Here is a 23738-nt window from a genome sequence, read left to right as displayed (position 1 = left end):
GCGGGCTTCAGAGAATGGCCCGGGCGCCCACGCGGGGGCGGCCTTGCAAGATGTCGCCGCGCGCCGGCGAGTGCAGGCGCAGCTGGGTGAAGCCGTTGAGCGAGACATGGCGGGCCACATAACGCTCCAACACCAGGCCCAGCAGGAAAGCGCTGCCGCCTTCGAACGCGTGGTCATCGATCTCCACCTTCACATCGACACCGCGGCCGAAGGTGATGGGGCCGGCCATGGGCAGACGACGCACCACGGACGACAAGCTCACCGAGCGCACGCCCTCGATCTGCCGCTGCGCGGCGGCATCGCCGCTGGCCGCATACAGATGCAGGATCTGGCGCAGCGCGGCGGCGCCTTGCTGGGCATCGGTGTCGGTCAGCGACAGGTGGTTCAGCGAGAGCTGGTTGATCAGCTTCCACGCCACATTGCCTTCACGCATGGCGGTCTGTGGCCGCGACGGTCCCTTGATCACCTGGATCATCTTGACCGGCGCGGTCTGATGCAGGGTCAAGTCTCCCTTGGCCTGGCCGGTGGGCATGAGGATGGGCAGATCGCGGTTGGTGCAAAGCGCCCGCACTGAAAGCTGGCGCAGCTCGGCCGGAAACGGCGCCTCCTTGGGGTCCACCACCGAGATGTAGACCTCGCTGCCGATGTAGCTGGTGCGCGGGCCTTCGCGGGTCTGGTGCTGCGACAGCAGGCGCGGCACGCGTTGCACCGAGTAGTAGGCGGGGTGTTTGCGGCTTTCGGTGTGGAAGGCGTTGTAGAGCGGCAGGAACTGCCAGTCCGAGGCGCCCCCTTTGGACACACCGCTCTCGCCGTAGCCATTGACTTCGAGAATCGAATGCACCTCGTAGTCCATCGGCCGGGTTCGATCGGGCACCACGTGGTACTCGAACTCGCCGGCTTGTGCCTGGATGCGATCGCAGCGGCGCTCCAGCAAATTGACGGCCGGCACGCAGTGCAAGGCAAGACTCTCGGCATCGACGGACTGCAGCAAGGCATTGTCAGCGCGCGAGAACAGGATGACGATGTCCACCTCCTGCTCGCTGTGCGAGCGCAAGGCATCGCCGAGCTCGTGAATATCGAAGAACAGAAAGCGCTGCGGCAGGGCAAAGTACTCCTGCAGCATGCGGTAGCCCTGGAAACCCTGCAGGGTCTGGGGCAGCAAGGCCTCCTCGTCCTCGAAGCCCGCCGGGCTCAAGCACTCGGCATCCAGGGTTTCGAACCAGACCCCTGAGCGCTGCGCCGGCAGCACGAAGACGCCCAGCGCATGGCCGCAAATCAGCTCGTGCAATCGGAAGGCCGTGTCATCCAGCCCTGCGCAATGCAGGCGCAGGCTGTCGAGGCTGAGCTTGGAGAAATCGGTCTCGGCCGTGCAGCGCAGGCGGATGCGCAAGCCCGAACGGTATTTGCGCCACTCGGGCACAGACGCCAGGGGCAAGTCCGCCGCCTGCTGAAAATACTCGACCTGGCCGATTTCCAGCGGCCACATCGTCAGCGCATGGGCGGTGCGGAACTCGCAGGCCGTGAGGCCGCTTTTGCCCGGCTGGCTCTGCATCACGCTGCCGCGCTCCAAGCGCAGGCCGGTGGCCAGGCTGGGGTCCTTGAGGTCGGGCGTCAGCTTGGCGATCAGCATGGACGGCGTCGGCGCCAGGAACTGCGGGTAGATGATTTCCAGCAGGGCCTGGGTGAAACGCGGGAACTCGGCGTCGAGCTTGAGCTGGATGCGGCCGGCCAGGAAGGCGAAGCCCTCCAGCAGTCGCTCGACATAGGGGTCGGTGACCTCCAGGCCTTCCAGGCCGAGGCGGGCGGCGATCTTGGGAAACTGCTGGGCAAACTCGCCGCCCATCTCGCGCAGATGGCGCAGTTCTTCGTTGTAGTAGCGGAGCAGGCGGGGATCCATGGCCAGGCTTCTTCAGCGGTCCAGTTCGCGCACGGCGACCCGGCCGGTCTCGAGATCGATGTCGGTCTTCAGCAGCAGCTCCAGGGGCACGGGCTGAGCCCAGAGCTGGCCGGCGATACGAAAGCCGATCTGGTTGTGGTGGTCCAGCTGCTGGGCCGAGACCACGGCTTCGACAACCAGGGTCTCGGGCAGGATGCGCGGCTCATGGTCGAGGATGGCCTGGCGCACGTTCTGCTGCAGCTGGAGCAGGTCGACATTGGAGACACTGCTGCCCGAGAGCGGTGGCAGGCCAAAGCTGAGCACCGATCTGCGCGCATGTTCGGCGCCCAGCCAGTCGATGTGCGCGCTGGGTGAGCTTGCATTGAACAACCAGGCCAGGTCACGCAAGACCATCTCGCGCAGCTGGCTGCGACCGATCACGCGCGACTCGGAGCTTTCCACCTGCGACAGCGGTTCATCGTCAGTCAGGCGGTCCAGCAGTGCGGGCTGGAGCCGGTCTCGGGCGCGCAACTGGGCCATGGCAACAAGCTCGTGTGCGTGTGTCAGGCGCTGGCCGGCGCCGGAGGCGCTGCGCTGTCGTCCGCGGATTCGTGCACGACCACGGTCCGCACATCCATCAGCGCAAATTCTTCGCCGTCGGTGGACCAGAGTCGCTGACCCAGGCCGATGTAGCTGTCCGGGCCTCGCTCGCGCCATTCGGTGGCGCGGGACAAGGCCAGCGCATCGCCAGCCGCCAGGTCGGTATCGGGGTAGCGAGTGGGGATCAGCCCCACGACTTCGCCGCCGTTGGTGAACATGAAGTGCGCGGGCATCCAGATGGCATCGCGCAAGTCCTGTGGTGGATCGATCTCCACACGCGCCAGCCGGTTCCAGGGCAGCCAGTAGTACTTGCCGTTGATGATGGCTTCGATCACCGGGCCGAGGCGGCTGTCGCCATCGGCGATCCAGCTGAAGGGCTGCTCATTGATGCTGCCAGCGCTGGCCGGGGCCTGTTCCAGGGCCTGAGCGCGCAGCGCTTGTCCAGCGACCACGTCGCCCTGCCCTTCACGCAGCAAGGCCTCGACCAGCAAAGCCACCCAGGTTTCCGGCTCACCAAAGAGCATGGGCACTTTTTCGCCGGCAAACACCTTCATGCGCAGTGCCTCGCAGGCGATCGCCTCGCGATAGGTCTGCACCATGGGCAGCATGCCGGCATCCAGCTCCAGCGCCACATTGAGCTGGTTCAGGGCGCGCTGCCACTGGCCGTTGATGCACAGGAGCTGGAACAGGAACACACGCAGCTTGGCGTCTTGCGGCTGGCTGCGAATCTGCTCGCTCAAGAGCTTGAGAGCCGCCAGGGCATCGCCGTCTTTGAGGGCTTGTTCGGCGGGAGATGGGTGAGCCATATGAGGTTTCCGTTCGCCTTGGAGCAGGACAGCGCGGGGAATTCGGGTCAGATTTGGAGCCGAGCAATGCAGAGACGACGGCTCAACAATCAAACATTCGGGAGAGATCAACACACCGCCTCAGCACGGCGGCGCGGGGCCTGGCTCGGGTGTCCTTCGGGTCAAATCTGGCGCGGCTCGCTGTGCGCTTATGCCTGCAGCTGACAGGCACAAAGCCCTCGCTTGGCGCCGCACCACCCGAGAGGGAAGCGGGCCGACGCTTGCTGTGCAACGGCGCCGGCCCTGCGAGCACCAATTACTTGGAGTTTTCGGCGATGTTGTAGGTGAAGGGCAGCGGTGTGTCGCCGGTGCCGTCCGCCTTCTGCGGGACGTAGGAGAACTTCACCTTGGCGAAGTTCAGGGAGATGTTCTCCGTCAGGCGGTCCTCGCCGCCCGAACCACCGGTGCTGACCGAGGTCACCAGGATTTCTTCCAGCTCGATGATGAGGTATTCAAGCGGCTTGTCGCCTGCCTTGCGAACGACCAGCTTGGCCTTCTTGATGTGCTTGCCGGTTGCGCAGCCATCGAGCAGAGCGTGCGAAGCCTTGTCGATGTACTTGGTGATCGAGATGTCCTGGAAGTTGGCCTTGCCCGCGCCAGCGCCGCCACCCTGGTGGGCGGTGCCGCTGTTCGAAACGCCCCAGCTCCACGCCAGGATGTCGATCTCACCTGCATACTTCTTGTCCCTCGACTCGCCCTTGATACCGTCAAGAACCAGAAACATGTCAACAGCCATGGGAATCTCCTTTGTGCCCGTTCGGGGGCGGTTAAAAACTGGGTGACCCAGTGATGAAGTGAAGGCTCAGCGCCGACGCCGAGCCGGGCAATGGATCAAGCCGCTCAACCGGCCTTGGCCGAAGGCAGCTTGGACACCAGCCGCAGCGACACGGTCAGGCCTTCGAGCTGGTAGTGCGGACGCAGATAGAACTTCGAGCTGTAGTAGCCCGGGTTGCTCGGGTCTTCTTCCACCACCACCTCGGCGGCCGACAGCGGATGGCTGGCCTTGTACTCTTCCGAGGAGCGGGCCGGATCTCCGTCCACGTACTGGGTGATCCACTGCGACAGCCAGCGCTGCACTTCCTCGCGTTCCTTGAAGGAGCCGATCTTGTCGCGCACGATGCACTTCAGGTAGTGCGCGAAACGGCAGGTGGCGAAGAGGTAAGGCAGGCGCGCAGCCAGGTTGGCGTTGGCGGTGGCGTCCGGGTCGTCGTACTCGGCCGGCTTGTGCAGAGACTGGGCGCCGATGAAGGCGGCGAAGTCACTGTTCTTGCGGTGCACCAGGGGCATGAAGCCGTTCTTGGCCAGCTCAGCTTCGCGGCGGTCTTCGATCGCGATCTCGGTCGGGCACTTCATGTCCACACCACCGTCATCGGTCGGGAAGGTGTGCGTGGGCAGGTTCTGCACGGCGCCGCCCGATTCAATGCCGCGGATGCGCGTGCACCAGCCGCTTTCCTTGAAGGAGCGGTTGATGTTGGTGGCCATGGCGTAGGCGGCGTTGGCCCAGGTGTACTTGCCGTGGTCGGCCGAACCGGTGTCTTCCTCGAAATCGAAGGCCTCGACCGGGTTGGTCTTGGCACCGTAAGGCAGGCGCGAGAGGAAGCGCGGCATGGCCAGGCCGATGTACTTGGAGTCTTCCGATTCACGCAGCGAGCGCCAGGCGGCGTAGTCGGGCGTGGAGAAGATCTTGGTCAGGTCGCGCGGGTTGGCGAGCTCCTGCCAGGAGTCCATTTGCAGCAGCGTGGGCGAACCGCCGGTGATGAAGGGCGCATGGGCCGCAGCGGCGATCTTGGCCATTTCAGACAGCAGCTCCACATCGGGCGCGCTTTGGTCAAAGTGGTAGTCGCCCACCAGGCAGCCGAAGGGCTCGCCACCAAACTGGCTGAACTCTTCGGAGTAGATCTTCTTGAAGATCGGGCTCTGGTCCCAGTTGGTGCCCTTGTAGCGCTTGAGCGTCTTGCCGAGCTCGGCCTTGGACACATTCATCACGCGGATCTTCAGCGACTCGTCGGTCTCGGTGTTGTTCACCATGTAGTGCAGACCACGCCAGGCACCCTCGAGCTTCTGGAACTCCTGGTGGTGCAGGATCAGATTGATCTGATCGGACAGCTTCTTGTCGATGGCGGCAATCATGGCCTCGATCGAGGACACCACATCGCTGCCGATCAGCTGGGTCTGGGCCAGGGCCTGCTGGGCCAGGGTCTGCACCGCCTGCTCGACGGCACCCTTGGCATCATCGGACTTGGGCTTGAATTCCTTCTGCAGCAAGGAGGCCAGGTCGCTGCCTTCAAAGCTGACGCCGGCCAGCGCGGCGGAGGCTTGGGTTTCTGCCATATCGTTCTCTCCTACTCGTGTCTTTGATGTCGTGGCCGTGTGCTTCAGGCGTCGCTGGGCTTGGCGGTGGCGGCCAGAGAGCCCAGCAGGGCCGGGTCGGCCATCAGCTTGCCGATCAGCTCTTCGGCACCGCCCTTGCCGTCCATATAGGTGACCAGGTTCTGCAGTTGCTGGCGGGCTTCGAGCAGCTTGCTCAGCGAATCGACCTTGCGGGCCACCGCGTCGGGCGAGAAGTCATCCATGCTGTCAAACGTAATGTCCACGCTCAGATTGCCTTCGCCGGTCAGGGTGTTGGGCACCTGAATCGCCACGCGCGGTTTCATGGCTTTCATGCGGGCATCGAAGTTGTCGACATCGACTTCCAGGAACTTGCGATCGGCCACCGGGGCCAGAGGCTCGGCCGGGTTGCCCGACAGATCTGCCAGCACACCCATGACGAAGGGCAGCTGCACCTTCTTCTCGGCGCCATAGACCTCGACGTCATATTCGATCTGCACCCGCGGTGCGCGATTGCGGGCGATGAACTTTTGGCTGCTACTCATTCCAGGCTCCTGTGCGACGTAGAAGAAATTCAAGACATTCGCGGCTTCAGGGTCTCAGGCTTGCCGCGAATTGGGGGATCACGAGTTGTCGGTGTTGTAGGGGTCAATGCCCACCAAACCAGCGACGCCGGCCAAGGCATCGGGGGCCAACATCTTCACCAGCTGGAGGAAGTTTTGGTTGATCAATTCACTGCCTCGACGCAAAAACAAGGGGGCGGGATTCGAGGGCTCGACACGCTCCAGATACTCGCAAACCATGGCGATGGCCTTCAGCGCATCCTCGCGCGAGTTGACACTGCCGGACAGTCCCCGCTCCTGCGTCCTAACGCCTGAAGACATGGACTGCTCACCATCGTCGGAAGTATCTGACGCTCCTGCCGGATCGTGCGCTTCTGCGGGAAAAGTACCGAAGACTCCCTGCACCAGGCTTTGCAGCGGGCGCAGATCGGGCGCGAGCTCGTGCCCCAGCTTGTCCAGCAGCAGGGCACGCAGCGCTTTCAGCTGTTCCTGCGCGGCCTCGCAAGCGGCGCGCAGCCCGGGCCGCTTGGCCTCCGCGGCGGCGGCCATCTGGCTCAGGGCCGCGGTGCTCAGCACATCCTCACCTTCGCGCGCCGGCGACAAGCCCAGCGCCACCTCCACATGTCGGCCCGTCACCAGGCCGATGCTGCGGTCTTCGATCAGACGCGCTTCGCGCAGGTCTCCGATCAGGCCCTCGACTTCGCGCAGCAAGGTCAGGGCGTTGACGCGGGCATAGGGGTCGCCATCGTCAGGGTCGGGCAAGGGGTGCACATGGTCCCACAGGGCCTCGATCATGCTACGCAGCAATTCCAGCCCCGGGGCCAGGCTCGCATAGCCCTGCAGATGCACCAGCGAGCGCATCCAGAGGATGGCAATGCGCAAGTCGCGGCTGCGCTCCAGCAGCGCCTCCGACAGCTCCATCACCTCGCGCCAGGCGGGCGGCTCGGCCGGACCGAACTGCGACTCCGGTTTGCCGGCCGCTGCCCGGCTCAAAGTCAGAAAGTCGTTGTCGTATTCGAGGTCAGGGCCGCAAGGCGCACTGTCGTCCGCCAAGGGCACAGACCACAGCGCGATCTTCTCGCGCGCTTGTTCGATCTCACTCATCTCACCCACCTTGTTTCAAGCATTGGCCATCTCCTCACTTCAGCGCACCACATCGGCATGGAAGCGCGCGGCCCCGTAGTCATCGCAAGCCTGAGCCGTGCAGCCCACGCTGCGGCCCAGGAGAAACGGCGGGCTGCCCGTAGCCAGACCGCGCATCAGGCTCGAAGCCCGCTCGCCCGTGGGCAGCTTCAAGAACACGTCCTCGCGCTCGCTGCTCAGGGCGCTGTAGTCGCGCGGCTGGGCGCTGACGATGACCAGGAACTCCTGGCGGCCCGGCGGCTCTGCCGCATCGACCGGCCAGGACTTGGGCGGCAGTTCCAACTCCTGACCCGCCTTGACCTTGAGTTGGGGAATCTGCGCATTCGGCAGGAACTGCAGCAAGGAGCCATCCTGGCCCAGCAGCAGCACCTGGACATGCCCGTCACGGGCCGACCTGATCCGGAAAGACAGACGATCCTTGCCGATCACAAACTGCTCGCGCGCCAGGCGAACCTCCACCGCAAAGCCCGGGCTTTGCCGCTGCAGCACATCCTCAAAGGCTTGCGCGGGCTCGAAGCGCGGCAGCGCGGCTGCTGCGCCCTCGCTCGGCGGCGCAGCTGTGAGGCTCGGTGGCGCGCTGGCGGCCGAGGCACTGCTCGACAGCGCGGCAGTGCTGTCTTTGGGTGCAGCGCCCGGCCCACCCCGCCCGCCCAACCAGGCCGTGACACCCAGCCCCGCCAGTCCCAGAGCTGCACCCAGGGCCAACCAACGCTTGCGCCCTGCCCCGGCGCCTGTGTCCGCCGCAGCTGTTCGGCCTGGCGCATGCACGGCGCCAGCTGTGGCGGCTGTGCTTGCGGGCGCGGCCTTGGCGCGCGCGGCGCCCGAAGCGGAAACAGATGCTCCATCGTCCAGCGCCGATGCCGCTGAGTCAGGGTCCGACTCAAGGCTGCTCAGTGCGCGCAGGCCCAGGTCCTGGCGCAGCGCGGCGATTGACGCGGTCCGGTCCTCCGGCCGCACGCGCAAGGCCCGGTCCAGGGCCTGCAAGAACTGCGGGCTGTAGCGGCCAGCGGCTGCCTGTTCCAGCGGCACATAGCTGTCGCTCATCAAGCGGCTGACCGAGGTGGGCGGCGTGCGGCCCATGATGGCGAAATGCATCGATGCCGCCAGGGCATAGACGTCGGTCCAGGGGCCCTGCTTCATATTGGGCGCCTCGGCGTATTGCTCCACCGGCGCATAGCCAGGCTTGAGAATCACGGTCAGGGCCTGCGTCATGTCGCCGATGACCCGGCGTGCCGCGCCGAAATCGAGCAGCAGCGGCTTCTGGCGCTCACCGACCAGGATGACGTTGTCGGGGGCGATGTCGCGGTGAAAGCAGTTCTGCGTGTGGATCACGGCCAGCGCCTCGGTCAGGGGCGCGAGCAGGCCCATGAGCCAGGCTTCGCTGGGCGGTTCGCCCAGCTCGCGCAGCTTGTCCTTGAGCGTGATGCCCTCGTAGAAGGGCATGACCATATAGGCCGTGCCATTTGCTTCCCAGAAGCGGTAGACCTTGACCAGGGAGGGATGGTCGAACGAAGCCAGCAGCTTGGCTTCGTTCACAAAGCTCTTGAGGCCCGCCTCGAAGGTGTCGCGGTGGCGCTCGGACTTGACCTGAACCTGGGTGTTGCCCAGGCGCGCCGACAAGGCCGCGGGCATGTACTCCTTGAGGGCCACGCGCCGCTCGAGGGAATGGTCCCAGGCCAGGTAGACGATGCCAAAGCCCCCTTCCCCCAACACCCCGGTCAGCTCGAACTCCCCGAGGTAGGTGCCCAAGGGCAAGGCGTTGCCGCTGTCGCCCGCACTCGATGCCGAGGGGGCCCGCGAGCTGGCGGCTGATGGGGAGGCAGATGGAGAGGTCGGCGCCAGCGCCGGAGCCTGTGCACGCGCGGCCAAGTCCGCAGCGCTCACCGGGGCCTGGGGCGAGATCAAGGTCGCCATATCGGCCAGTCCAGACGTCGGCGCCGGGCCGGCGGGTGGCGACTTCAAAGGCCGGATGACCGTGCGATCGTCATCGGAGTTATCACTGCTCATGGCGTGCTGGCTGACCCCTGCTCTTGTTCCCCGCATTTGCGTGTGTCGTGAATTCTGATTGACGAAAGTGACGCTCATGGGCCTCCAGACCCCAGTCGTGAATAAGCACGCGAATGGCCGCTGTTCGCGCCCTGCGCGGCCGACTATGGTGTGGGGCGAATGGCGACGCTGCGCCGTCCGGGCACCCGAGGGCCAAGCCCGAGCGGCGCCATTGCGCCAGCCATAGCCACCCATCCAGGTATTTCGAGCGAAGAAGCGAACGTGTGTGATGCCCGCGCCATCGGCCCCAGGCCGGATGCCATGAACCCAAGCCCTCTGCCAGGGGCGGAGCCTGCCTGTGCCGATTGAACGCGATGGCGGCTCGCGATTGAGAGCGTTCAAATCGACCGAGGCGGAAGCCTCGCAGTCCGGAGCCTCCACGCCCGCGCGTCGGCGGCTCGGCCCCAGACGTCGGCGTCCCAGGGCCGAAGAGGCTGAGCAACCCCAGCCGTTCAGCGCCACTGCAAAGACCTCACTCTCAACGCCTCCGCCCTCACCGCCCCCACCTTCACTGCGCGGCCGGGCTTCCGATGCAGCCGTTCATCCCGCAGCGCTGCCCCGGGCCGGTGCGCGGCGTCAGGCGCTGATGTGGGGCGCAGCGGGTCTGATCCTGGCGATCAGCGCTGGCCTGGCCTACCAGCGCTGGGCCTCGCTCGCAGGGGCTGGCGCGCCCCAAGAAACAGCGGCGGCGGAGCCTGCATCCCCGGCTGCCCGCGCAGCCTCGGCAGCGGCACCGGCCCTCGCCACAGCATCAAGGCAGGAGCCGGTTCCCCTGCTGAGCCTGGCGGACATCCTGGCCCACGATGGCCGGGGTTCGGGGTGGCAGCTCGCCCGCTTGCGCGACAAGCCCGCGATCCTGATCCTGGAGTTCCCCAGCCTGCTGGAGCAAGGTCTGGCCTTGAATCGCGCCGCGGCCTTCATCGAGAAGAAGCACAGCGCCGGCGGCGCGGTCTTGGGCGATGCCGAGATGCAGGGGCTGCTGGCCCGTTCGGGCGATTCGGTGGCGACCTTCTACTTCGGCCATGACTACAGTGCCGAGCAGCTGCAGCGCTTTTTTGCCCAGGCCCAAGTGCAGGGCCTGAAGCTCAATGCCCAGGAGCTCAAGCTGCAGAGCTTGCTGCAGGCGCAGGGCTTGCTGACGGCCACGGCTGCAGCCCCGTCAACGGCGAGCGCGCAGGCCCTGGTCAGCTTCACCGCCGTCCAGCAGGACGACCCGACCACCCCCGGCGATGAGCAGGTCGATGCCTTGCGCCGTGAGTCGACCTTGCGGCACGAACTCAGCCATGGCGAGTTTTTCACCAACCCGGATTACCAGCGCCGCTGCTGGGCGTTCTGGCAACAGGGCCTGAACGAAGCTGAGCGTGCCCGCTTCCGCAGCCTGCTCTCCAGCATGGACTACGACCCGGGCAACGAGGCCTTGATGGTCAACGAAACCCAGGCCCTGCTGATGCACACGCCCGATCAGCGTGCTTTCAACGCCAGCAGCCTGGGCGTGACGGAGGCGCAGCTGCAAGCGCTGCGCGAACGCTTTCGTCAGCAGCCCTGAGGAGATCGACGAGGGGCGCGAGCAGACCCGCCACAGCGGCGGCCCCGTCCGCTCGGCTCATTCACCACCAAGCAGCGCCGATGCGCGCTGGGGCATGCCGGCGCACACGCGCCAGCGCGCGGCCTGCCCGGCCGGCTGCGCGCGCCAGTAGGAGCGCGGGGCCTGGCTGGAAGACGCCAGGCTTTGAGCCCAAAGCCGCAGGCCTGCGTCCAGCACCGGATCGCTTGAAGCCAGGTCGGGCGTGGCTGCGACATCCAGCCATTGCCCCGGCGAGGCCGCGGCCGCAGGCGCATCGCCTGGATCGCTCCACAAGGCATCGGGCCAGGCCGAGCTTCGCAGGGCGGCCTCCAGCTCGGCCTCGACCTGCTCGACCACCCAGTCCTGCTCCAGGGCGTCGGCCGCGCAGGCGTCCAGCGCCTGCAGGCGAGCCTGCACCGCCCGCCACGCGGCCAGGCTTCGCGGCAAGGCCGGCAAGGACTGCAGGACCAGAAAAGGAAAGTAGCGACCGACCCGATCCACCGAGGGCATGAGGCAGCCCATCCAGGCCTGATGCCCCAGCTCGCCCGGCAGGCAGGCCGGGCTCAGCAGAAACTGCCAGCTGGGACTGACCAGGTAGGCGTCCAGCCAGTTGCTGCCCCGCAGGCGATGCTGGGTTTGCAAATCCAGCAGGCCCTGGGCCAGCCAGGCGTCCCACCAGGCCAGCAGGTCGGGCCCCATGCGACGAGAGGCAAAGTCACCCAGGGCCGGCAGCTTGCCGTACCAGCCCGGCAGGGTGTCACGCCGGTTCACAGCGCCGCCGGGCAACGGAATTGCTTGATTTCCCGCAGCTGGAAGGGGTTGAAGACGCTGGCGGCAATGACATCGAGCTTGGCTTTGCGCCCATCGATCACCACCGGCACGCTGAAGCGCTCGGGTACGTTGGAGGGCTCGATGCCGAAGCGATCGAACAGGCGGAACAAGCCCCAGGGCCCTTCAAACAACATGGGCGCGGCCGCGCCCGGGGCGCCGCTGCTGAGCTTGATCTGCGCTGCCACGCGGCTGCTGGGCCAGTTCAGGGTGATGGAGGCACCCCCGGCGCTGAGCTTGTGGATCTGACCGTCGTTGTCGATCACCAGCTCTTTCAGGGCCGGGTCGATCTCGGACAGGCGCAGCTCGATCTTCAGGCCCGCTTGCTTGCCCCCGCTGCGGAAGAACACCTCGCGGATGCGGCTGGCGCGCTGGAACTCGGCCAGGGCTGCGGCGGCCACCGGCTTACTGCCATCTCCCAAGGGTTTGTAGCTCCAGCTGGGGGTCGTGGTGTCGACCAGGGTGGCTAGGCGCCGCTGGAAGAACTCGTCCATCAGACCGGCCGCGCCGAAGAACTGACCGAAGTCCTCCGGCAGCACATCGGCCCGCGATCCGCTGGCGAAGGGGTAGCGCCCATTGATGGCGCGGGCGCAGAACTCGGAGATGGGTTTGAGCTCGGCCGACAGGCCTTGGATCTCGGCCCCGCGGCTCTGGTTGGCGCCGGCATCGGCCAGCTGCTCCAACATGGAGCGGATGGGCTCGGGCTGCTGCCCGGCCATGGTCTTGATGCGTTCCGCACCGCCGCCCGGCGGAGGCGGCGACTTGCTCTTTTGCGCCGCGTCGACCGCGCTCAGCTGGGTGTAGAGCTCGTTGAACATCTTGAGCGTGTCATCGATGGGCGCGGGCTGGCCGCTGATCTGGCGATGGATGCCCACGAAATGGTCGTCCACCATGCGCTCCAGCGGCCCTCCCCCGCCGGCGGCGTCGGCGGGCGCGGCGCCGGCCAGGGCGGCCGCATCGCTCTTGGCCTGATTGGCCAGCTTGTCCAGCGCATTGCCGCCACCAGCGGGCGGCACTAGGCGGGTCTCGGCGCTGACGCCACGCAAATAGGCGGCCAGGGGCGAATCGACGGCCGACAGGATGCGCGCCACAGCAATGCTGCGCTCCAGCCCGGCCAGCTTGACCAGGCGCACATCGGCCAGGAAACGGTCCCAGGTCTTGATGTAGTCCTCGAAGTAGAGGCGGCGCACCTTGTCGCTGAGCTGCGTGCCCACGGCCAGGTCCTTGAGTCGCGCCGGGTCGCTCTTGATGCCCAGCACCCAGGGCTCTTCCTGCGCCAGGCGCAGGGCGGATTTCTGCACCTGCGACTTCACCAGCTTCTCGTAGCCTTGCTTGGTGTACAGGCCCGAGATGCCCTTGGTCAGCGGCTCGCCACTGGCGCGCACAAAGACCTGCGCGGCATTGGGGCCGGCCGCAGCGGCCACGGTGAACTCCGGCACATCGCCGGCGCGGTACTGGCGCTTGATGCGGCTGTAGACGCGGTACTCCAGCGGATAGGCCGCCAGCATCTCGCGCACGCCGGCGACCAGGCTCTCGTCCATGGCCACCGATGGCCGCACCGGGCCGCGCGAGAGCAAGGCCTCGAGATGGGCATCCAGCAGCTGGCGCTGGGCCGGGTCCATGCGGCCGTAGTTCTGATCCCAGTCCACACCGATCCAGGCCATGAGGCTGGCAGCGTCCAGCTGCTCGGCTTGGTAGAGCATCAGGTAGTTTTTGAGTGCCTCGTAGGCCTGCTCCAGGTTGTCACGCGAGGCGGTGCGCAGGCGCTCCTCCAGGCGGCGCGCCAGGCGTGGCATCAGCTGCTGCTCGAGCAAGCGGCCATAGGCTAGCTGCGCGCCGGCGTCGAGCTTGTCACCCTGGTAGAGGCCCAGGCCTTGCAGCAGCGGTGGGTCCTTCAGGTCGAAGGCCTCGCTGTGCGCCGCATCGCGCACCTGGGCCAGCACCTCGGGCAAGGCGCTGACATCGGCATTGTTGGCGGCAGGCAGCGCATCCACCGCCGCTTGCAGCGCCGGCAGACGCGATTGCACCAGTTCCGCATGGTCCAGATTGCGCGAGCGGCTGATCGCCCAGCCGAGCAGCAGGGTCACGCTGAACAAGCCGATGGCGGCGAAAGCCACGCCGCGCAGCAGACGGCGCCGGGCCGTGGCCGCCTGGCTGACGGCGCCAAGCCCACGTTCGGCGAACACCACATCGCGCAGCAAGCGGTTCAGGAAAAAGCTCTTGCCCCGTGCGCCAGCAGGCGCGGCAGCGCGCGCGTCGAAGCCAAACGAGCGGCCGAGCGCGCCCATGACACGCGCAATCGGCGAACCTTCTTGCGTGCCGCTGGTGAAATAGACACCGCGCAGGCGCGGCGTTTGCTCCAGCTGCCCGCCGCCGGCCAGCACCTGGTTCAAGAACTCGGCCAGCAGCGGCTGCAGGCTCGCAAACTCCTGCGGGAATGCCAGCATGGCCTGGCGGCGGCTCAGATCGCGCTCGGCCTCCAGCCGACCCAGCAGCTGGGCCACGAGGCGCTGCTGCAGCTCGCCGTAGAAGCGAGCGAAATCGGCCAGCGGATCACCGGTCGGCGTTTCCTCATGCGCAAAGGTGAAGCCCCAGACCTGGTCGCGCTCTTCCTTGCCCAAGCCCTCGAAGCTCTCGTTGAACCCGCCGATCAGGTCGGTCTTGGTCACCAGCACATAGACGGGGGCGCGCACGCCGAGCTTGCTGTGCAGCTCCTGCAGGCGCGCGCGCAGCTGGGCCGCGTGCTGCTTGCGCTCGACCGCGCCCTGCTGCAGCAGGTCTTGCACATTGACCGTCAGCAAGACGCCGTTGATGGGCTGGCGCGGGCGGGTCTTTTTGAGCAGCGAGAGGAAGTTGTCCCAGGCGCTGGCGTCCACCTCACGGTCGCTCTCCTGCGTGGCATAGCGGCCGGCGGTGTCGATCAAGACGGCGTCCTGGGTGAACCACCACTCGCAGTTGCGCGTGCCGCCCACCCCTTTGACGGCCGCGCTCTGGCCCTCCTTGCCTTCGCGCAAAAGGAACTGCAAGCCGGCATTCATCAAGGCCGTGGTCTTGCCCGAGCCCGGCGCGCCGACGAACACATACCAGGGCAGCTCGTACAAATACTGCTCGCCCGACCACCAGCTGCGCTTGGAGGCGGCCTTCAGCCTTTGGCCTGCCTCGGCAAAGCGCTGGGCCAGCAGCTGCGCTTCCTTGTCGGCGGCCGAGGGGCCAGCGCCCAGGCCGGCCAGCAAGGCGGCATTGGTCTTGCGGCGCTGGTGGGCCCTCCAGAGCAGGCGCGCGCCCCAGCACAGCCAGATCAGCAGCAGCAGGCCGGCACGCGGCAGCCAGCCGCCCAGCGGCGTGGCGCCGGCGATGGCGATCAAGGGCCCAAGCCACCAGATCACGGCCGACAGCAGCAAGAGGGCCAGCGTGCCCATCACGGCGGGGCTCAGGAGCCATTGCAGAAATCGCTTCATGGGTAACTTTCTTGCCGCATCCGGCGCGGGGCTGGATCGGCGATGCAATTCTTGGAAGTTCGCGGGCGGGTCATGTCGGGGCCTGGGCGCTTCAGGGCTGAGCCGCCACCGTCAGCACGATGTCGACCCGGCGGTTGCGCGCGCGGCCTTCGGCGGTGGCGTTGTCGGCCACCGGTTCGCTGTCGGCACGGCCTTCGGCGCCGAGGCGGCTGGCTTCGACCGTCTGGGCCAGCAGCTGACGCACGCTTTGCGCCCGCGCCAGCGACAAATGCCAGTTCGAGGGGAAACGCAGCGAGCGGATCGCTTGGTTGTCGGAGTGGCCCACCACGGCCACGCGGCCCGGCACCTGCTGCAGGGCCGCGGCAATGCGGCCGAACAAAGGCGTGGCCCGGGCGGCCACATCGGCACTGCCGGGCTCGAACATGGTGTCGCCCAGGACGGTCACCACCGATCGATCAGCCTCGTCGCGCACCTGCACCGCACCGGCCTCGATGTCACTGCGCAGCAGCTGGGCCAGGCGCGGCGGCACGGCCACGGGCGCGGCGGCCAACGCCGGTTTCGCCTCGGCCTTGGCATGGAGCGCTTGCAGCGCCATGAAGGACGCATCGGTTTGTGCGCCCAGGGTCAGGCGCAGGAGCAGCAAGATCAGCAGCAGGCCAAAAGCACTGAGCGCCGCCACCAGCCAGGGCGAAATGCCATCACGCAGCCGCGCCGGCGCCTGCTGCACGCCTTGCCAATGCGGCGACAGCGTCGGCTCCACAGGCCCGCTCAGCTGGCGCAGCACCTGGGCCAGGCGTTCGCGGATGGCGTCCAGCTGGGCACGGCCGTTGTCCAGCACCTTGTAGCGGCCTTCGAAACCCAGGGACAGGGTCAGGTACATCAGCTCCAGCAGATTGCGGTGCTGGGCCGGGCTTTCCATCAAACGCGCCAGCAGCTGGAAGACCTTCTCGCCGCCCCAGCTCTCGTTGTGGAACTGCACCAGCAGGCTTTGCGAAGCCCAGGCGCCGGCGCTGCCCCAGGGGGTGCTCGACGCGGATTCGTCCAGGAGCGTGCACAGCACATAGCGACCGGCCACCAGCTGCTCATTGGGCAGCTGCTGTTGCTGGGCGCTGAGCTCGAACTGGCGAATCGCCTCCACCAGGCTGGCCCGCAGCGCTTGCGGGTTGGGATGGCGCGGCATGGCGCGCAAGCGCGGCGCCGCCGACAGCAAGGGCGCAGCCGCATGAACCAGCGGATTCAGGCTGGCCTGGGCGCCCAGCTCGGGCAGCGGCGCGGAAGCCGGGCCGTCGGCGCGCGCGGCGGCCGCCTGGGTGGGCGAACTGCCAGCCTCAGCGGCACGATCCGCACCCGCCGGCGCGGCCGATGCGCCAGCACGGGCACGCCCGGCACTGGGCTTGATGATGGTGCGCTCGGACTCGAACGCGGCAAAGGGATCGTTCTCGTTCTCGCTCATGACAGGTCCTCAACTCCGGATGGCCCAGAACTCCAGGCTCAGACCCGGGAAGTCGCCGGCGATGTGCATGGCCAGGCCGCCCGAAGTCTCGAGCTGTTTCCAGAGCTCGTTGCCCCGGGTTTCCAGCTCGAAATAGGTGTAGCCCGCGTTGTAGGGAATCTGGCGCGGTGCCACCGGCATGGGCCGCAGCATCACACCGGGCAGCTGCAGATTGACCAGGTCACGGATGCGCTCGGCCGGGCCGATCTTGATCTGGGCCGGGAAGCGCGAACGCAAGGCCTCGCCCGGCATCTGCGCATTGACCGCCAGCACAAAGCTGGCCGTGCGCTGCAACTCAAGATCAGGGATCAGGGCGACCCGGATGCCGAACTTGCGGTCTTGCAGCTCGATCGGGATGGCGGTCTGCTCCAGCACCATGGACAGGGACTGGCGCAGGTCTGTCATCACCGCGCGGAAACAGCTGGCCAGGTCCTCGTGCCGGTAGGCCGGATAGGCCAGAGGCCGGCGTTGCTCGCGGAAGGTCGAGAGATCACCGGCCAGCTCCAGGCACTGGGCATACAGGCGCTCGGGGTGCAGCACCGGCAGGCGTTGCAAATGGGTGAAGACGGTCTGCTGGCGGTTGACGGTCTGCAGCAGCAGAAAGTCAGCGATCTCACCGACGCCGGCCCGGCCCGGCTGGGCCAGGCGGGCGGCCAGTGCCTCACCGCGCTGGTGCAGCATGCCCTGCACCTCGCGCAGATGGCTGTCCAGCACGGCATGGGCCGGCGCATGCAGCATGGGCGCGACGTACTGGCTGTCCAGCACCACGCGGCCATCGGCGCGGCGCTCGATGATGCGCGTCAGGCCCAGCACCGCATAACCCTCTCCCGCATCGCGCTCCAGCATCAGGCGCAGGTTCAGGCGGCCGATCTGCAGCGGCGCCTCGCGCAGGCTGGCCGCGTGGATGTCGGCGGCATCCAGATCGAGAGCGCGAAAGCGTGGCGGCATGGCGCCGTCGGCCGCTTCCACATCGCTCTCGGCCACGCCCGGGCGCGACAACGGCAGGGCCAGCACCAGCACCTGGTCGCGCACATCGGCCGGTACCTCGTAGGCCAGGGGTGCCGGGTCATCGCCAGGGATGTCAAACACCAGGCCGTCCGGCAAGATGCCCCGCGCGCTGGGCAGGGCCACCCGCCCCTGCAGCAAGGCCGCTTCGTCGATCTGCAAGCGGCTGAAGCCCCAGGCCCAGGGCAAGGCGGCCTGGATGCGGCCGTCGATCTGGCGGGCCACGTAGCGGTCCTGTTGCTGGAAATGCTGTGGCTGGAGGAACATGCCCTCCGTCCACATCACCTTGTTATGCCATGTCATAGATTTCTCGTTCCTGAAAATGGGGCGGTCTCGGTCCGGGCTGCGGGCGGTCGGCCCCTCAGCCGCAGGGACTCAGGGAATCATCTCGTTGGTCTGGCCCGGGCTGACAAAGCTGATGACGCCGCCGTAGTTGCACATCAGCTTGCAAGTGTTGTCGAGCCCGGGCTGTTGCAGCACCAGCACCGTCGGGGCACCTGGCGTCCAGGGCGCCGTTGTGTTGGGGATGCAAGGCATGGGCGTCAGCGCGCCCAGGGCCGCCGCGGTGGCCGAGGCCACCGACGGATTGCCTATGCTCTGGCACATGCCGAAGGTCGGGATGTTGAGCATGGGGACGTGGTCCATGATGTTGCCGGCCATCATGTTGTTGGTCATCACGGTCTTCGGCGTGGCGTTGAACACCGCGGGCGCCGCGCCCATGGAGCACATCATCTGGGCGCCGGTACACACGTGCATGGGCATGGTGGCTGCTCCTTGGTCGCAGGTTCAGGCCGCGCCGACCCAGACGGTCAGTGCGGTGAAGTTGTCATGGCTGTTCTTGTGCGCGGTGCGCCGGCGCACCTCGGCGGCCAGGGTGTCCAGCCAGGCCTGCTGCGAGGGCGCTGCGGCCAGGCTGTGTTCGAGGACCTCGGCGTCGAGATACTCCCACAGCCCGTCGGTGCACAGCAGGAACACATCGCCCGGCTGGGCCGGCTGGATGCCATCGCCGCAGCTGACCTCAAGGTCCTCATCGGGCAGGCCCATGGCCGAGCGCAGCTCGCTGCGCTTGGGGTGGCTGTTCATCTGCGCCTCGTCGAGCAGACCGGCATCCACCAGGGTCTGCACCAGGCTGTGATCCTGGGTGCGCTGCAGCAGGCGCGCGGCGCGGAACCAGTACAGGCGTGAATCACCGACATGGGCCCAGTGCACCTGGCCGCTGGTCAGGTCCAGCACCAGGCTCACCGCCGTGCTGTGCATGTCCTCGCGCTCGGTGCCGGGCTCGCGCTCGGCGCGCAGCTGCTGGTTGGTCGAACGCAGCAGCTCGCCCAGGGCGGCGCCGTTCTGAGACGGCTGGCGCGCGAAATGGCTGACCACGCCCTGCACCACCAGCTTGGAGGCCACATCGCCGCCGCCATGCCCGCCCGCGCCATCGGCCAGCACACAGCAGAGCTGGCGCTCGGACTGCCAGTGCCCGCAGGCGTCCTCGTTGTAGTTGCGCCCGCCTCGGTCCGACAAGAGGGCAATTTCGACATGCAGCGGCATCATGGGCGCTCACGCTCCGCGGCCAGGCGGTCCAGCTGTTCTTCGTAGGCATCGAGAAAGGCCTGGCCAAACAGGTCCTCGAAATCGTCCTGCGCCTCACTCGAGAGCTGGCTGAACAGCTCCTCGAAGGTGTCCCAGAGCCGCGCCTTGCGCAGCGAGGGCAGCAGCGCGCTCAGGGCCGAGCGTTGGGTCAGATCCGCCTCCAGCCGCACCGGGTCGAAGCGCAGCAGCACGCTGTCCAGGGCCGAGCGCATGCCGGCCATCACCGCCAGCTGGTGGGCGCGCAGGTCGTTGAAGGCATCGCGCATGGCCGGCTGGGCCGGCATGAAGCCCGGCAGCGCCGGCGACAGCAGGTACTGCATGGCCACCTCGGCCGAGGGCGAGAACTTGAGCGGGTTGTTCTCCTTGGCCACGATCATGGTCATCTCGGCCCGCATCTCGCGCTTGAGCGCGGCACGCGCGACCAGCAGTTCCACGGCGCCACGGGTCGATTCGCGCAAGAGGCTGCCGATCAGGCGCATCAGGTCTGGCGTCAGGGCCTCGAGGCGCAGGCCCGGCGTGGCCAGACCTTCCAGCAAGGCGGCCAGCAAGGCGCCCTCCCCGGCTGCGTCCGTGGGGCTTGCCGTGGCCGAGGACGCAGGATGGGGGCCCGCAGCCGGCACTCCAGCTGGAGCGGTAGCCAGTGCTGGCGCCGCAGGTAAACGATCGAGGGTGGACGGCCACGGCGTGGCCAAGGGATCTGGCACCGGCGCGGCCTGCACCCGCTCCTGGCGATCGCCCGGCCCGCGCGCCAGAAAACCGGGCACCGTGGTGGGCATCGGGTCCTTGACCTCGTCCCAGGAGAACACCGCGCCGGGCGGCAGGGCCGGCGCCGCGGGGCTGGCTGCAGGGCTGGCTGCGGGAGTGGGCACCGGCTTGGCCCCCTCGGCGCGCACGCGCGGCATGGCGGCATTGAGTTCGGAGCCATGGTCGGCCAGGCTGGGCCCGGACCGGGCGGGCGCTGCGCCACCGGGCTGGAGCAGCGGGTCGATGCTCGAAGGCGCGGGCGCCAGCAAATGGGCAAAGGGGTCGGCGCAGCCGGTACCCGTACCCGCACTGGAACCGGCTGCGCCCGCTCCGCCCAGGCCGAACAAGGCGTCCAGCGAGCTCTCGCTGCCACCGCCCAGCAAACCAGCCAGGCCGGCCGATCCGGCAGCCGCTGCGGGGAATGAGGAGGCCGCGCTCGTTGAGGCCGCGCCGGCCTTGGATGGGCTCAGGTCGGCAAACGGGTCCCAGTCCTCGGGGATCATGGCTGCGCCTGCGCCGCCGTGGGCGGCCGGCGCCGCCACCGGGGGCCGCGATGCCGGCAGGGGCGAGATGGGCGGCGAAGCTGCAGCTGCCGGGGCAGCCACGCCCGGCGCCGCCAGGCCGCCGCTGATGTCGCCGAACAGATCGGCAAAGGGGTCCGCGCTGGCCGCGGCCTTGTGCTCCTCGCTCACGCTCAAGAGGTAGCCACCGATCTGCAGCTGATCGCCCGCCTGGAGCAGCTGCTCCGCTTGCGGCGCCAAGGCCTGGCCGTTGAAGAGCACCGGATTGCTGCCGTTGTCGGCCACCACATAACGCCCGGCGCGGAAACTGATGCGGGCATGCTGGCGCGAGATGCTGCGCTCCGGGTCGGGCAGCACCAGCTGGTTGCCCTCGGCCCGGCCGATGCTGCCGCCCAGCTCGTCAAAGCTGGCGCTCAAGCCCTGCATGGGCTCGCCGTTGAAACTGAGCACGGTCAGGCGGATCATGCCCGGCCCTCCATTTCGCGGCCGGTGGGCGGTAGCAAACGGCCAGGCGTCTGTGTGTGGTGATCAGCGCAAGACATAAAACTCTCCCTCAATGGCCGAGACGCGAAGCGGCCAATGCAGCATGCAAGCAGCGCCCGAGGCCGTGCGGCCGGGGCTGCGAAGAAACGGTAGGCCATCGGCCCCCAGGCATTCCAGCAGCCGCCCCCCGGCCACCGCTCTGAGCTTGAGATTGCCGAGGCTGGGCAGCACGGGCTTCAACGCCTGAGCGGCGTGGTGACTCTGGACCTGGGCGCGCAGCCGTGCCACTTCGCTGCCCAGCTCGCGCTGGTAGGCCTGGGCCAGCTCCTCCAGTCGCAGTCGCGAAGCGCGAATCAGCGGCTCTGCATCACCCTTGGCCAAGCCCAGGGCCAAGCCCATGACATGGTCGACCAGACCGGCTCTCACGCTCGGATTGAGGCTCTGAACCGGCGCATCCAGCCACCGCCAGCGCGGGAAGCTGATCGGCAGCTCGAAGCGCTGTTGCAAGCGTGTGGGCGAGCGGTAGACCTCGGCTTCCGCCGGTGCCCAGTCCAGGGCCGCCAGGGTGCGTGCATGGCTGGGGTGGGCCAGCGCACCCATGCGCGGCAGCAGCAGACACAGGCGTGCGCCCAGGTGGCCATCGGACAAGGCCGGCTCCGCCTCGGCCTCGCTGCCCTCCGCCAGCACCGGCGCGGGGTTGATGATCAGCTCCAGCTGATTGGCACCGGCCAGCGCGTACTCATGCACCGGCAGATTCAGCACCGTGCTTTGCTGGCCGTCCACACGGCCCAGCGGCACCCCGTTGAACCAGGCTTCGGCGCTGCAGCCCAGCGCTTCCAGTCGGAGGACGAGCAGGCGTTCCATCAGGCCATGCTCCAGTCCAGCAGTGGCAAGGCGGGCAGCAGCTGCAAGGTTTGCTGGCTGGGCCCCATCAACGGGTCCTGGGTCAGCAGCTCCAGCGACACCGCCTCCAGCTGCAGCTTGGCATACCACTCCCAGCCGCTGCCCACCTTGCTGTTGGGCCGCAAGCCGAGCTCACCAATCAGGGCAGCCTGAGGCGCCGACACCGGCTGCAAGAGTGCGCCGGTCTCCGAGGCCAGTGGGTCCAGGCTCAGGCTGAGCGGCAGGCGCCAGCGGCTGACGGTTTGCGCCATCAGCGCCGGCAGAGGCTCGCCGGCCTGGCTGCGATTGAGTTGCGCCTGCAGCTCGGCGCGGCCGGCGCAGCGCAGGCTCAGCCGGCTGCGGGCGTCTCCCAGCTGCAGCTCGGCACTGAACTCCAGATCGGCCAGACAGGCCTCAAGCTGCAGCTGGGCCTGCAGGCCCATCCAGGCCGATGCCGCCAGGCCCTCGGCGCCCAGGCGCCAGCCCCAGCTGAACGCGGCCGAGCCGCGCAGCAAGCCCAGGCTGCCCTCCAGCTTGGGCTGCTGCAGCGCGGGCACCTGGGCCCAGGCTTCGGCCAGGCGGCACAGGGCTTGGGCGCAGGCGGCGTCCAGTCCTTGGTCCAGCTGTGCTTGCAGAGCCTGGGCGTCCTGCGCTTCGCCGTCCCGCTCGACACGGCAACGGCTGAGTGACTGCCGCCGGGCCTGGTGGCTGGGCGTGATGAGCTCGCGCTGGTCCATGGCCAGGCGCGGACGCTGAATCTCGACCCACCACTGCGCCGCTGGCCAGGCCTGGATCAGGCCGTGCTGCGATCCCAGGGCCTCGCCCTGGTCACGCAGGCCGCAGACCTGCAGCTCAAGCTTGTAATACTCGGGCGAGCTCTCTTCCGCCACCAGACAGCCCGGCCCGCTGGCCCGGCTGCTGGGCGCGCGGGCGACCATGGGCCAATTCAGGGCCCGTGTCTCATGGCCATGCCAGCGTTGGCGGTCTTGCGGGCCGGTAACGCTCAGGGCCGGATGGTGATCGCCGTTGCAGCTGGCATGGCTGCGGGCGCGCAGCTGCAGCCGGCAGGGCTCGCCCTGGCCCGCCACGGGGGCCAGCACGCTGATCAGGGCAGGCAGCGGGTGCTGGCTGTCGATGCGCAGCGGCGCCGGCTCCGGTCGCGGCAGTCGCAGCCAGCCGCCGGCCTGCCAGTGGTAATCCTGGGCCACAGGCGCCGGGCGCTCGCCGCCCTCGGCGACTCCGGCAGGCAGGACACGCAGTTCCACGGCCTCCAGATCACAGGCGGCGCGCGGCAGGGGCGGCGCGGCGGCGACCCGGGCCAGGCCGGCGCGCGGCTCGGCCACCCAGGCCTCGATGGCATCCAGCAAGCGTGCGTCGGCCGCACGCAGGCTGGCGGCATCGACCTTGGCGCCGGCCATGCCCTGCAACTCGGTGAGCGAGCGCTGCAGCAGCTGATGGAGGCTGGCCCATTCCGCCAGCGCCGGCCGCTCGCTGGCATCGCTCAGATGCTGCGCGGCCCAGGCGTACTCGGGGCGATCTTGGAAGCTGGGGCCCCAGACAAAGCAGAGGTTGACGTAACGCCCCACGCTGGCGGGCTGGCGCAAGCCCAGTTTGCGGGCCTGTTCCACCGCCAGCTGGACAAAGGTGTGGTAGCGCTCGGCCAGCAAGGCTTCCATGGCCGGCCACTGCGCGGCCAGATGCGCCGCCAGGCGGGGCACAAAATCGTGCCACGCCACCGTGCCCTGGGCTTCTGAGGAAAGCTGTGCCTGCATGGAG

At 67.9% G+C, this 23738-nt stretch carries 18 protein-coding genes; 1 reads left to right on the top strand and 17 read right to left on the bottom strand.

The window, feature by feature from the left end; translation table 11 throughout:
* Positions 1-7: 7 nt before the first annotated feature.
* The 8 genes from tssF to AC1Q6P_RS21095 all read right to left on the bottom strand — a co-directional run bounded on the left by tssF (position 8) and on the right by AC1Q6P_RS21095 (position 9362).
* A complete protein-coding gene (tssF, locus tag AC1Q6P_RS21130; RefSeq protein ID WP_492665831.1) occupies positions 8-1897 on the bottom strand; it encodes a type VI secretion system baseplate subunit TssF in 1890 nt (629 codons plus the stop codon).
* Positions 1898-1909: 12 nt separating this feature from the next.
* A complete protein-coding gene (gene tssE / locus AC1Q6P_RS21125) occupies positions 1910-2416 on the bottom strand; it encodes a type VI secretion system baseplate subunit TssE (protein ID WP_492665832.1) in 507 nt (168 codons plus the stop codon).
* Positions 2417-2439: 23 nt separating this feature from the next.
* Positions 2440-3282: a type VI secretion system accessory protein TagJ gene (locus AC1Q6P_RS21120; RefSeq protein WP_492665833.1), complete on the bottom strand. Its 843-nt coding sequence runs from the start codon at positions 3280-3282 to the stop codon at positions 2440-2442.
* Between the two features lie 295 nt (positions 3283-3577).
* Complete coding sequence (locus tag AC1Q6P_RS21115) at positions 3578-4057, bottom strand: Hcp family type VI secretion system effector (protein ID WP_102766657.1); 480 nt, start codon at positions 4055-4057, stop codon at positions 3578-3580.
* A 104-nt stretch (positions 4058-4161) separates the two neighbouring features.
* Positions 4162-5652, bottom strand: coding sequence for a type VI secretion system contractile sheath large subunit (tssC, locus tag AC1Q6P_RS21110; protein WP_102766658.1), 1491 nt, complete (start codon positions 5650-5652; stop codon positions 4162-4164).
* Positions 5653-5696: 44 nt separating this feature from the next.
* Positions 5697-6194 carry a type VI secretion system contractile sheath small subunit gene (gene tssB, locus AC1Q6P_RS21105; protein WP_102766659.1) on the bottom strand — a complete coding sequence of 166 codons (498 nt, stop codon included), beginning with the start codon at positions 6192-6194 and terminating at the stop codon, positions 5697-5699.
* Between the two features lie 78 nt (positions 6195-6272).
* The gene (gene tssA / locus AC1Q6P_RS21100) at positions 6273-7316 is read right to left on the bottom strand and encodes a type VI secretion system protein TssA (RefSeq protein ID WP_492665834.1); all 1044 of its coding nucleotides are present in this window, start codon (positions 7314-7316) and stop codon (positions 6273-6275) included.
* Between the two features lie 39 nt (positions 7317-7355).
* Complete coding sequence (locus tag AC1Q6P_RS21095; RefSeq protein ID WP_492665835.1) at positions 7356-9362, bottom strand: serine/threonine protein kinase; 2007 nt, start codon at positions 9360-9362, stop codon at positions 7356-7358.
* 874 nt (positions 9363-10236) lie between these two features.
* On the opposite strand from AC1Q6P_RS21095, the gene AC1Q6P_RS21090 reads away from it, so the two are divergent.
* Positions 10237-10947 (top strand): hypothetical protein, encoded by a 711-nt coding sequence (locus AC1Q6P_RS21090; RefSeq protein ID WP_492665836.1) that lies wholly within the window; start codon positions 10237-10239, stop codon positions 10945-10947.
* A gap of 57 nt (positions 10948-11004) precedes the next feature.
* On the opposite strand, the gene tagF is transcribed toward AC1Q6P_RS21090, so the two are convergent.
* The 9 genes from tagF to AC1Q6P_RS21045 form a co-directional block, all read right to left on the bottom strand.
* The gene (tagF, locus tag AC1Q6P_RS21085) at positions 11005-11736 is read right to left on the bottom strand and encodes a type VI secretion system-associated protein TagF (protein ID WP_492665837.1); all 732 of its coding nucleotides are present in this window, start codon (positions 11734-11736) and stop codon (positions 11005-11007) included.
* The gene (gene tssM / locus AC1Q6P_RS21080) at positions 11733-15251 is read right to left on the bottom strand and encodes a type VI secretion system membrane subunit TssM (RefSeq protein WP_492665838.1); all 3519 of its coding nucleotides are present in this window, start codon (positions 15249-15251) and stop codon (positions 11733-11735) included. Before tssM ends, tagF begins: the two co-directional genes overlap by 4 nt.
* Positions 15252-15342: 91 nt before the next feature.
* On the bottom strand, positions 15343-16704 hold the full coding sequence (locus AC1Q6P_RS21075; protein ID WP_492665839.1) for a DotU family type VI secretion system protein: 1362 nt from the start codon (positions 16702-16704) through the stop codon (positions 15343-15345).
* A gap of 9 nt (positions 16705-16713) precedes the next feature.
* A complete protein-coding gene (gene tssK, locus AC1Q6P_RS21070) occupies positions 16714-18051 on the bottom strand; it encodes a type VI secretion system baseplate subunit TssK (RefSeq protein ID WP_492665840.1) in 1338 nt (445 codons plus the stop codon).
* Between the two features lie 72 nt (positions 18052-18123).
* On the bottom strand, positions 18124-18510 hold the full coding sequence (locus AC1Q6P_RS21065; protein ID WP_492665841.1) for a DUF4280 domain-containing protein: 387 nt from the start codon (positions 18508-18510) through the stop codon (positions 18124-18126).
* A 24-nt stretch (positions 18511-18534) separates the two neighbouring features.
* Complete coding sequence (locus AC1Q6P_RS21060; RefSeq protein WP_492665842.1) at positions 18535-19293, bottom strand: PP2C family protein-serine/threonine phosphatase; 759 nt, start codon at positions 19291-19293, stop codon at positions 18535-18537.
* Positions 19290-21062, bottom strand: a complete 1773-nt coding sequence (tagH, locus tag AC1Q6P_RS21055; protein WP_492665843.1) for a type VI secretion system-associated FHA domain protein TagH — start codon at positions 21060-21062, stop codon at positions 19290-19292. The genes AC1Q6P_RS21060 and tagH overlap by 4 nt, the downstream gene beginning before the upstream one ends.
* A gap of 63 nt (positions 21063-21125) precedes the next feature.
* Positions 21126-21944 carry a BTB/POZ domain-containing protein gene (locus AC1Q6P_RS21050; protein WP_492665844.1) on the bottom strand — a complete coding sequence of 273 codons (819 nt, stop codon included), beginning with the start codon at positions 21942-21944 and terminating at the stop codon, positions 21126-21128.
* On the bottom strand, positions 21944-23734 hold the full coding sequence (locus tag AC1Q6P_RS21045) for a hypothetical protein (RefSeq protein WP_492665845.1): 1791 nt from the start codon (positions 23732-23734) through the stop codon (positions 21944-21946). Before AC1Q6P_RS21045 ends, AC1Q6P_RS21050 begins: the two co-directional genes overlap by 1 nt.
* Positions 23735-23738 lie beyond the last annotated feature (4 nt).

This window comes from Roseateles sp. GW835-FHT13E02 (genome assembly GCF_058794035.1).
The sequence above is the reverse complement of the archived record's forward strand: the minus strand, read 5'-3'. Positions and strand labels throughout refer to the sequence as shown.

Coding starts and splice junctions, on each gene's coding strand:
- AC1Q6P_RS21060 (WP_492665842.1), bottom strand. CDS start 19,293: ATGATGCCGCTGCATGTCGAAATTGCCCTCTTGTCGGACCGAGGCGGG.
- tssA (WP_492665834.1), bottom strand. CDS start 7,316: ATGAGTGAGATCGAACAAGCGCGCGAGAAGATCGCGCTGTGGTCTGTG.
- tssF (WP_492665831.1), bottom strand. CDS start 1,897: ATGGATCCCCGCCTGCTCCGCTACTACAACGAAGAACTGCGCCATCTG.
- tssE (WP_492665832.1), bottom strand. CDS start 2,416: ATGGCCCAGTTGCGCGCCCGAGACCGGCTCCAGCCCGCACTGCTGGAC.
- AC1Q6P_RS21095 (WP_492665835.1), bottom strand. CDS start 9,362: ATGAGCAGTGATAACTCCGATGACGATCGCACGGTCATCCGGCCTTTG.
- tssB (WP_102766659.1), bottom strand. CDS start 6,194: ATGAGTAGCAGCCAAAAGTTCATCGCCCGCAATCGCGCACCGCGGGTG.
- tagH (WP_492665843.1), bottom strand. CDS start 21,062: ATGATCCGCCTGACCGTGCTCAGTTTCAACGGCGAGCCCATGCAGGGC.
- AC1Q6P_RS21075 (WP_492665839.1), bottom strand. CDS start 16,704: ATGAGCGAGAACGAGAACGATCCCTTTGCCGCGTTCGAGTCCGAGCGC.
- AC1Q6P_RS21120 (WP_492665833.1), bottom strand. CDS start 3,282: ATGGCTCACCCATCTCCCGCCGAACAAGCCCTCAAAGACGGCGATGCC.
- tssK (WP_492665840.1), bottom strand. CDS start 18,051: ATGACATGGCATAACAAGGTGATGTGGACGGAGGGCATGTTCCTCCAG.
- AC1Q6P_RS21050 (WP_492665844.1), bottom strand. CDS start 21,944: ATGGAACGCCTGCTCGTCCTCCGACTGGAAGCGCTGGGCTGCAGCGCC.
- AC1Q6P_RS21045 (WP_492665845.1), bottom strand. CDS start 23,734: ATGCAGGCACAGCTTTCCTCAGAAGCCCAGGGCACGGTGGCGTGGCAC.
- AC1Q6P_RS21065 (WP_492665841.1), bottom strand. CDS start 18,510: ATGCCCATGCACGTGTGTACCGGCGCCCAGATGATGTGCTCCATGGGC.
- AC1Q6P_RS21115 (WP_102766657.1), bottom strand. CDS start 4,057: ATGGCTGTTGACATGTTTCTGGTTCTTGACGGTATCAAGGGCGAGTCG.
- tssM (WP_492665838.1), bottom strand. CDS start 15,251: ATGAAGCGATTTCTGCAATGGCTCCTGAGCCCCGCCGTGATGGGCACG.
- tssC (WP_102766658.1), bottom strand. CDS start 5,652: ATGGCAGAAACCCAAGCCTCCGCCGCGCTGGCCGGCGTCAGCTTTGAA.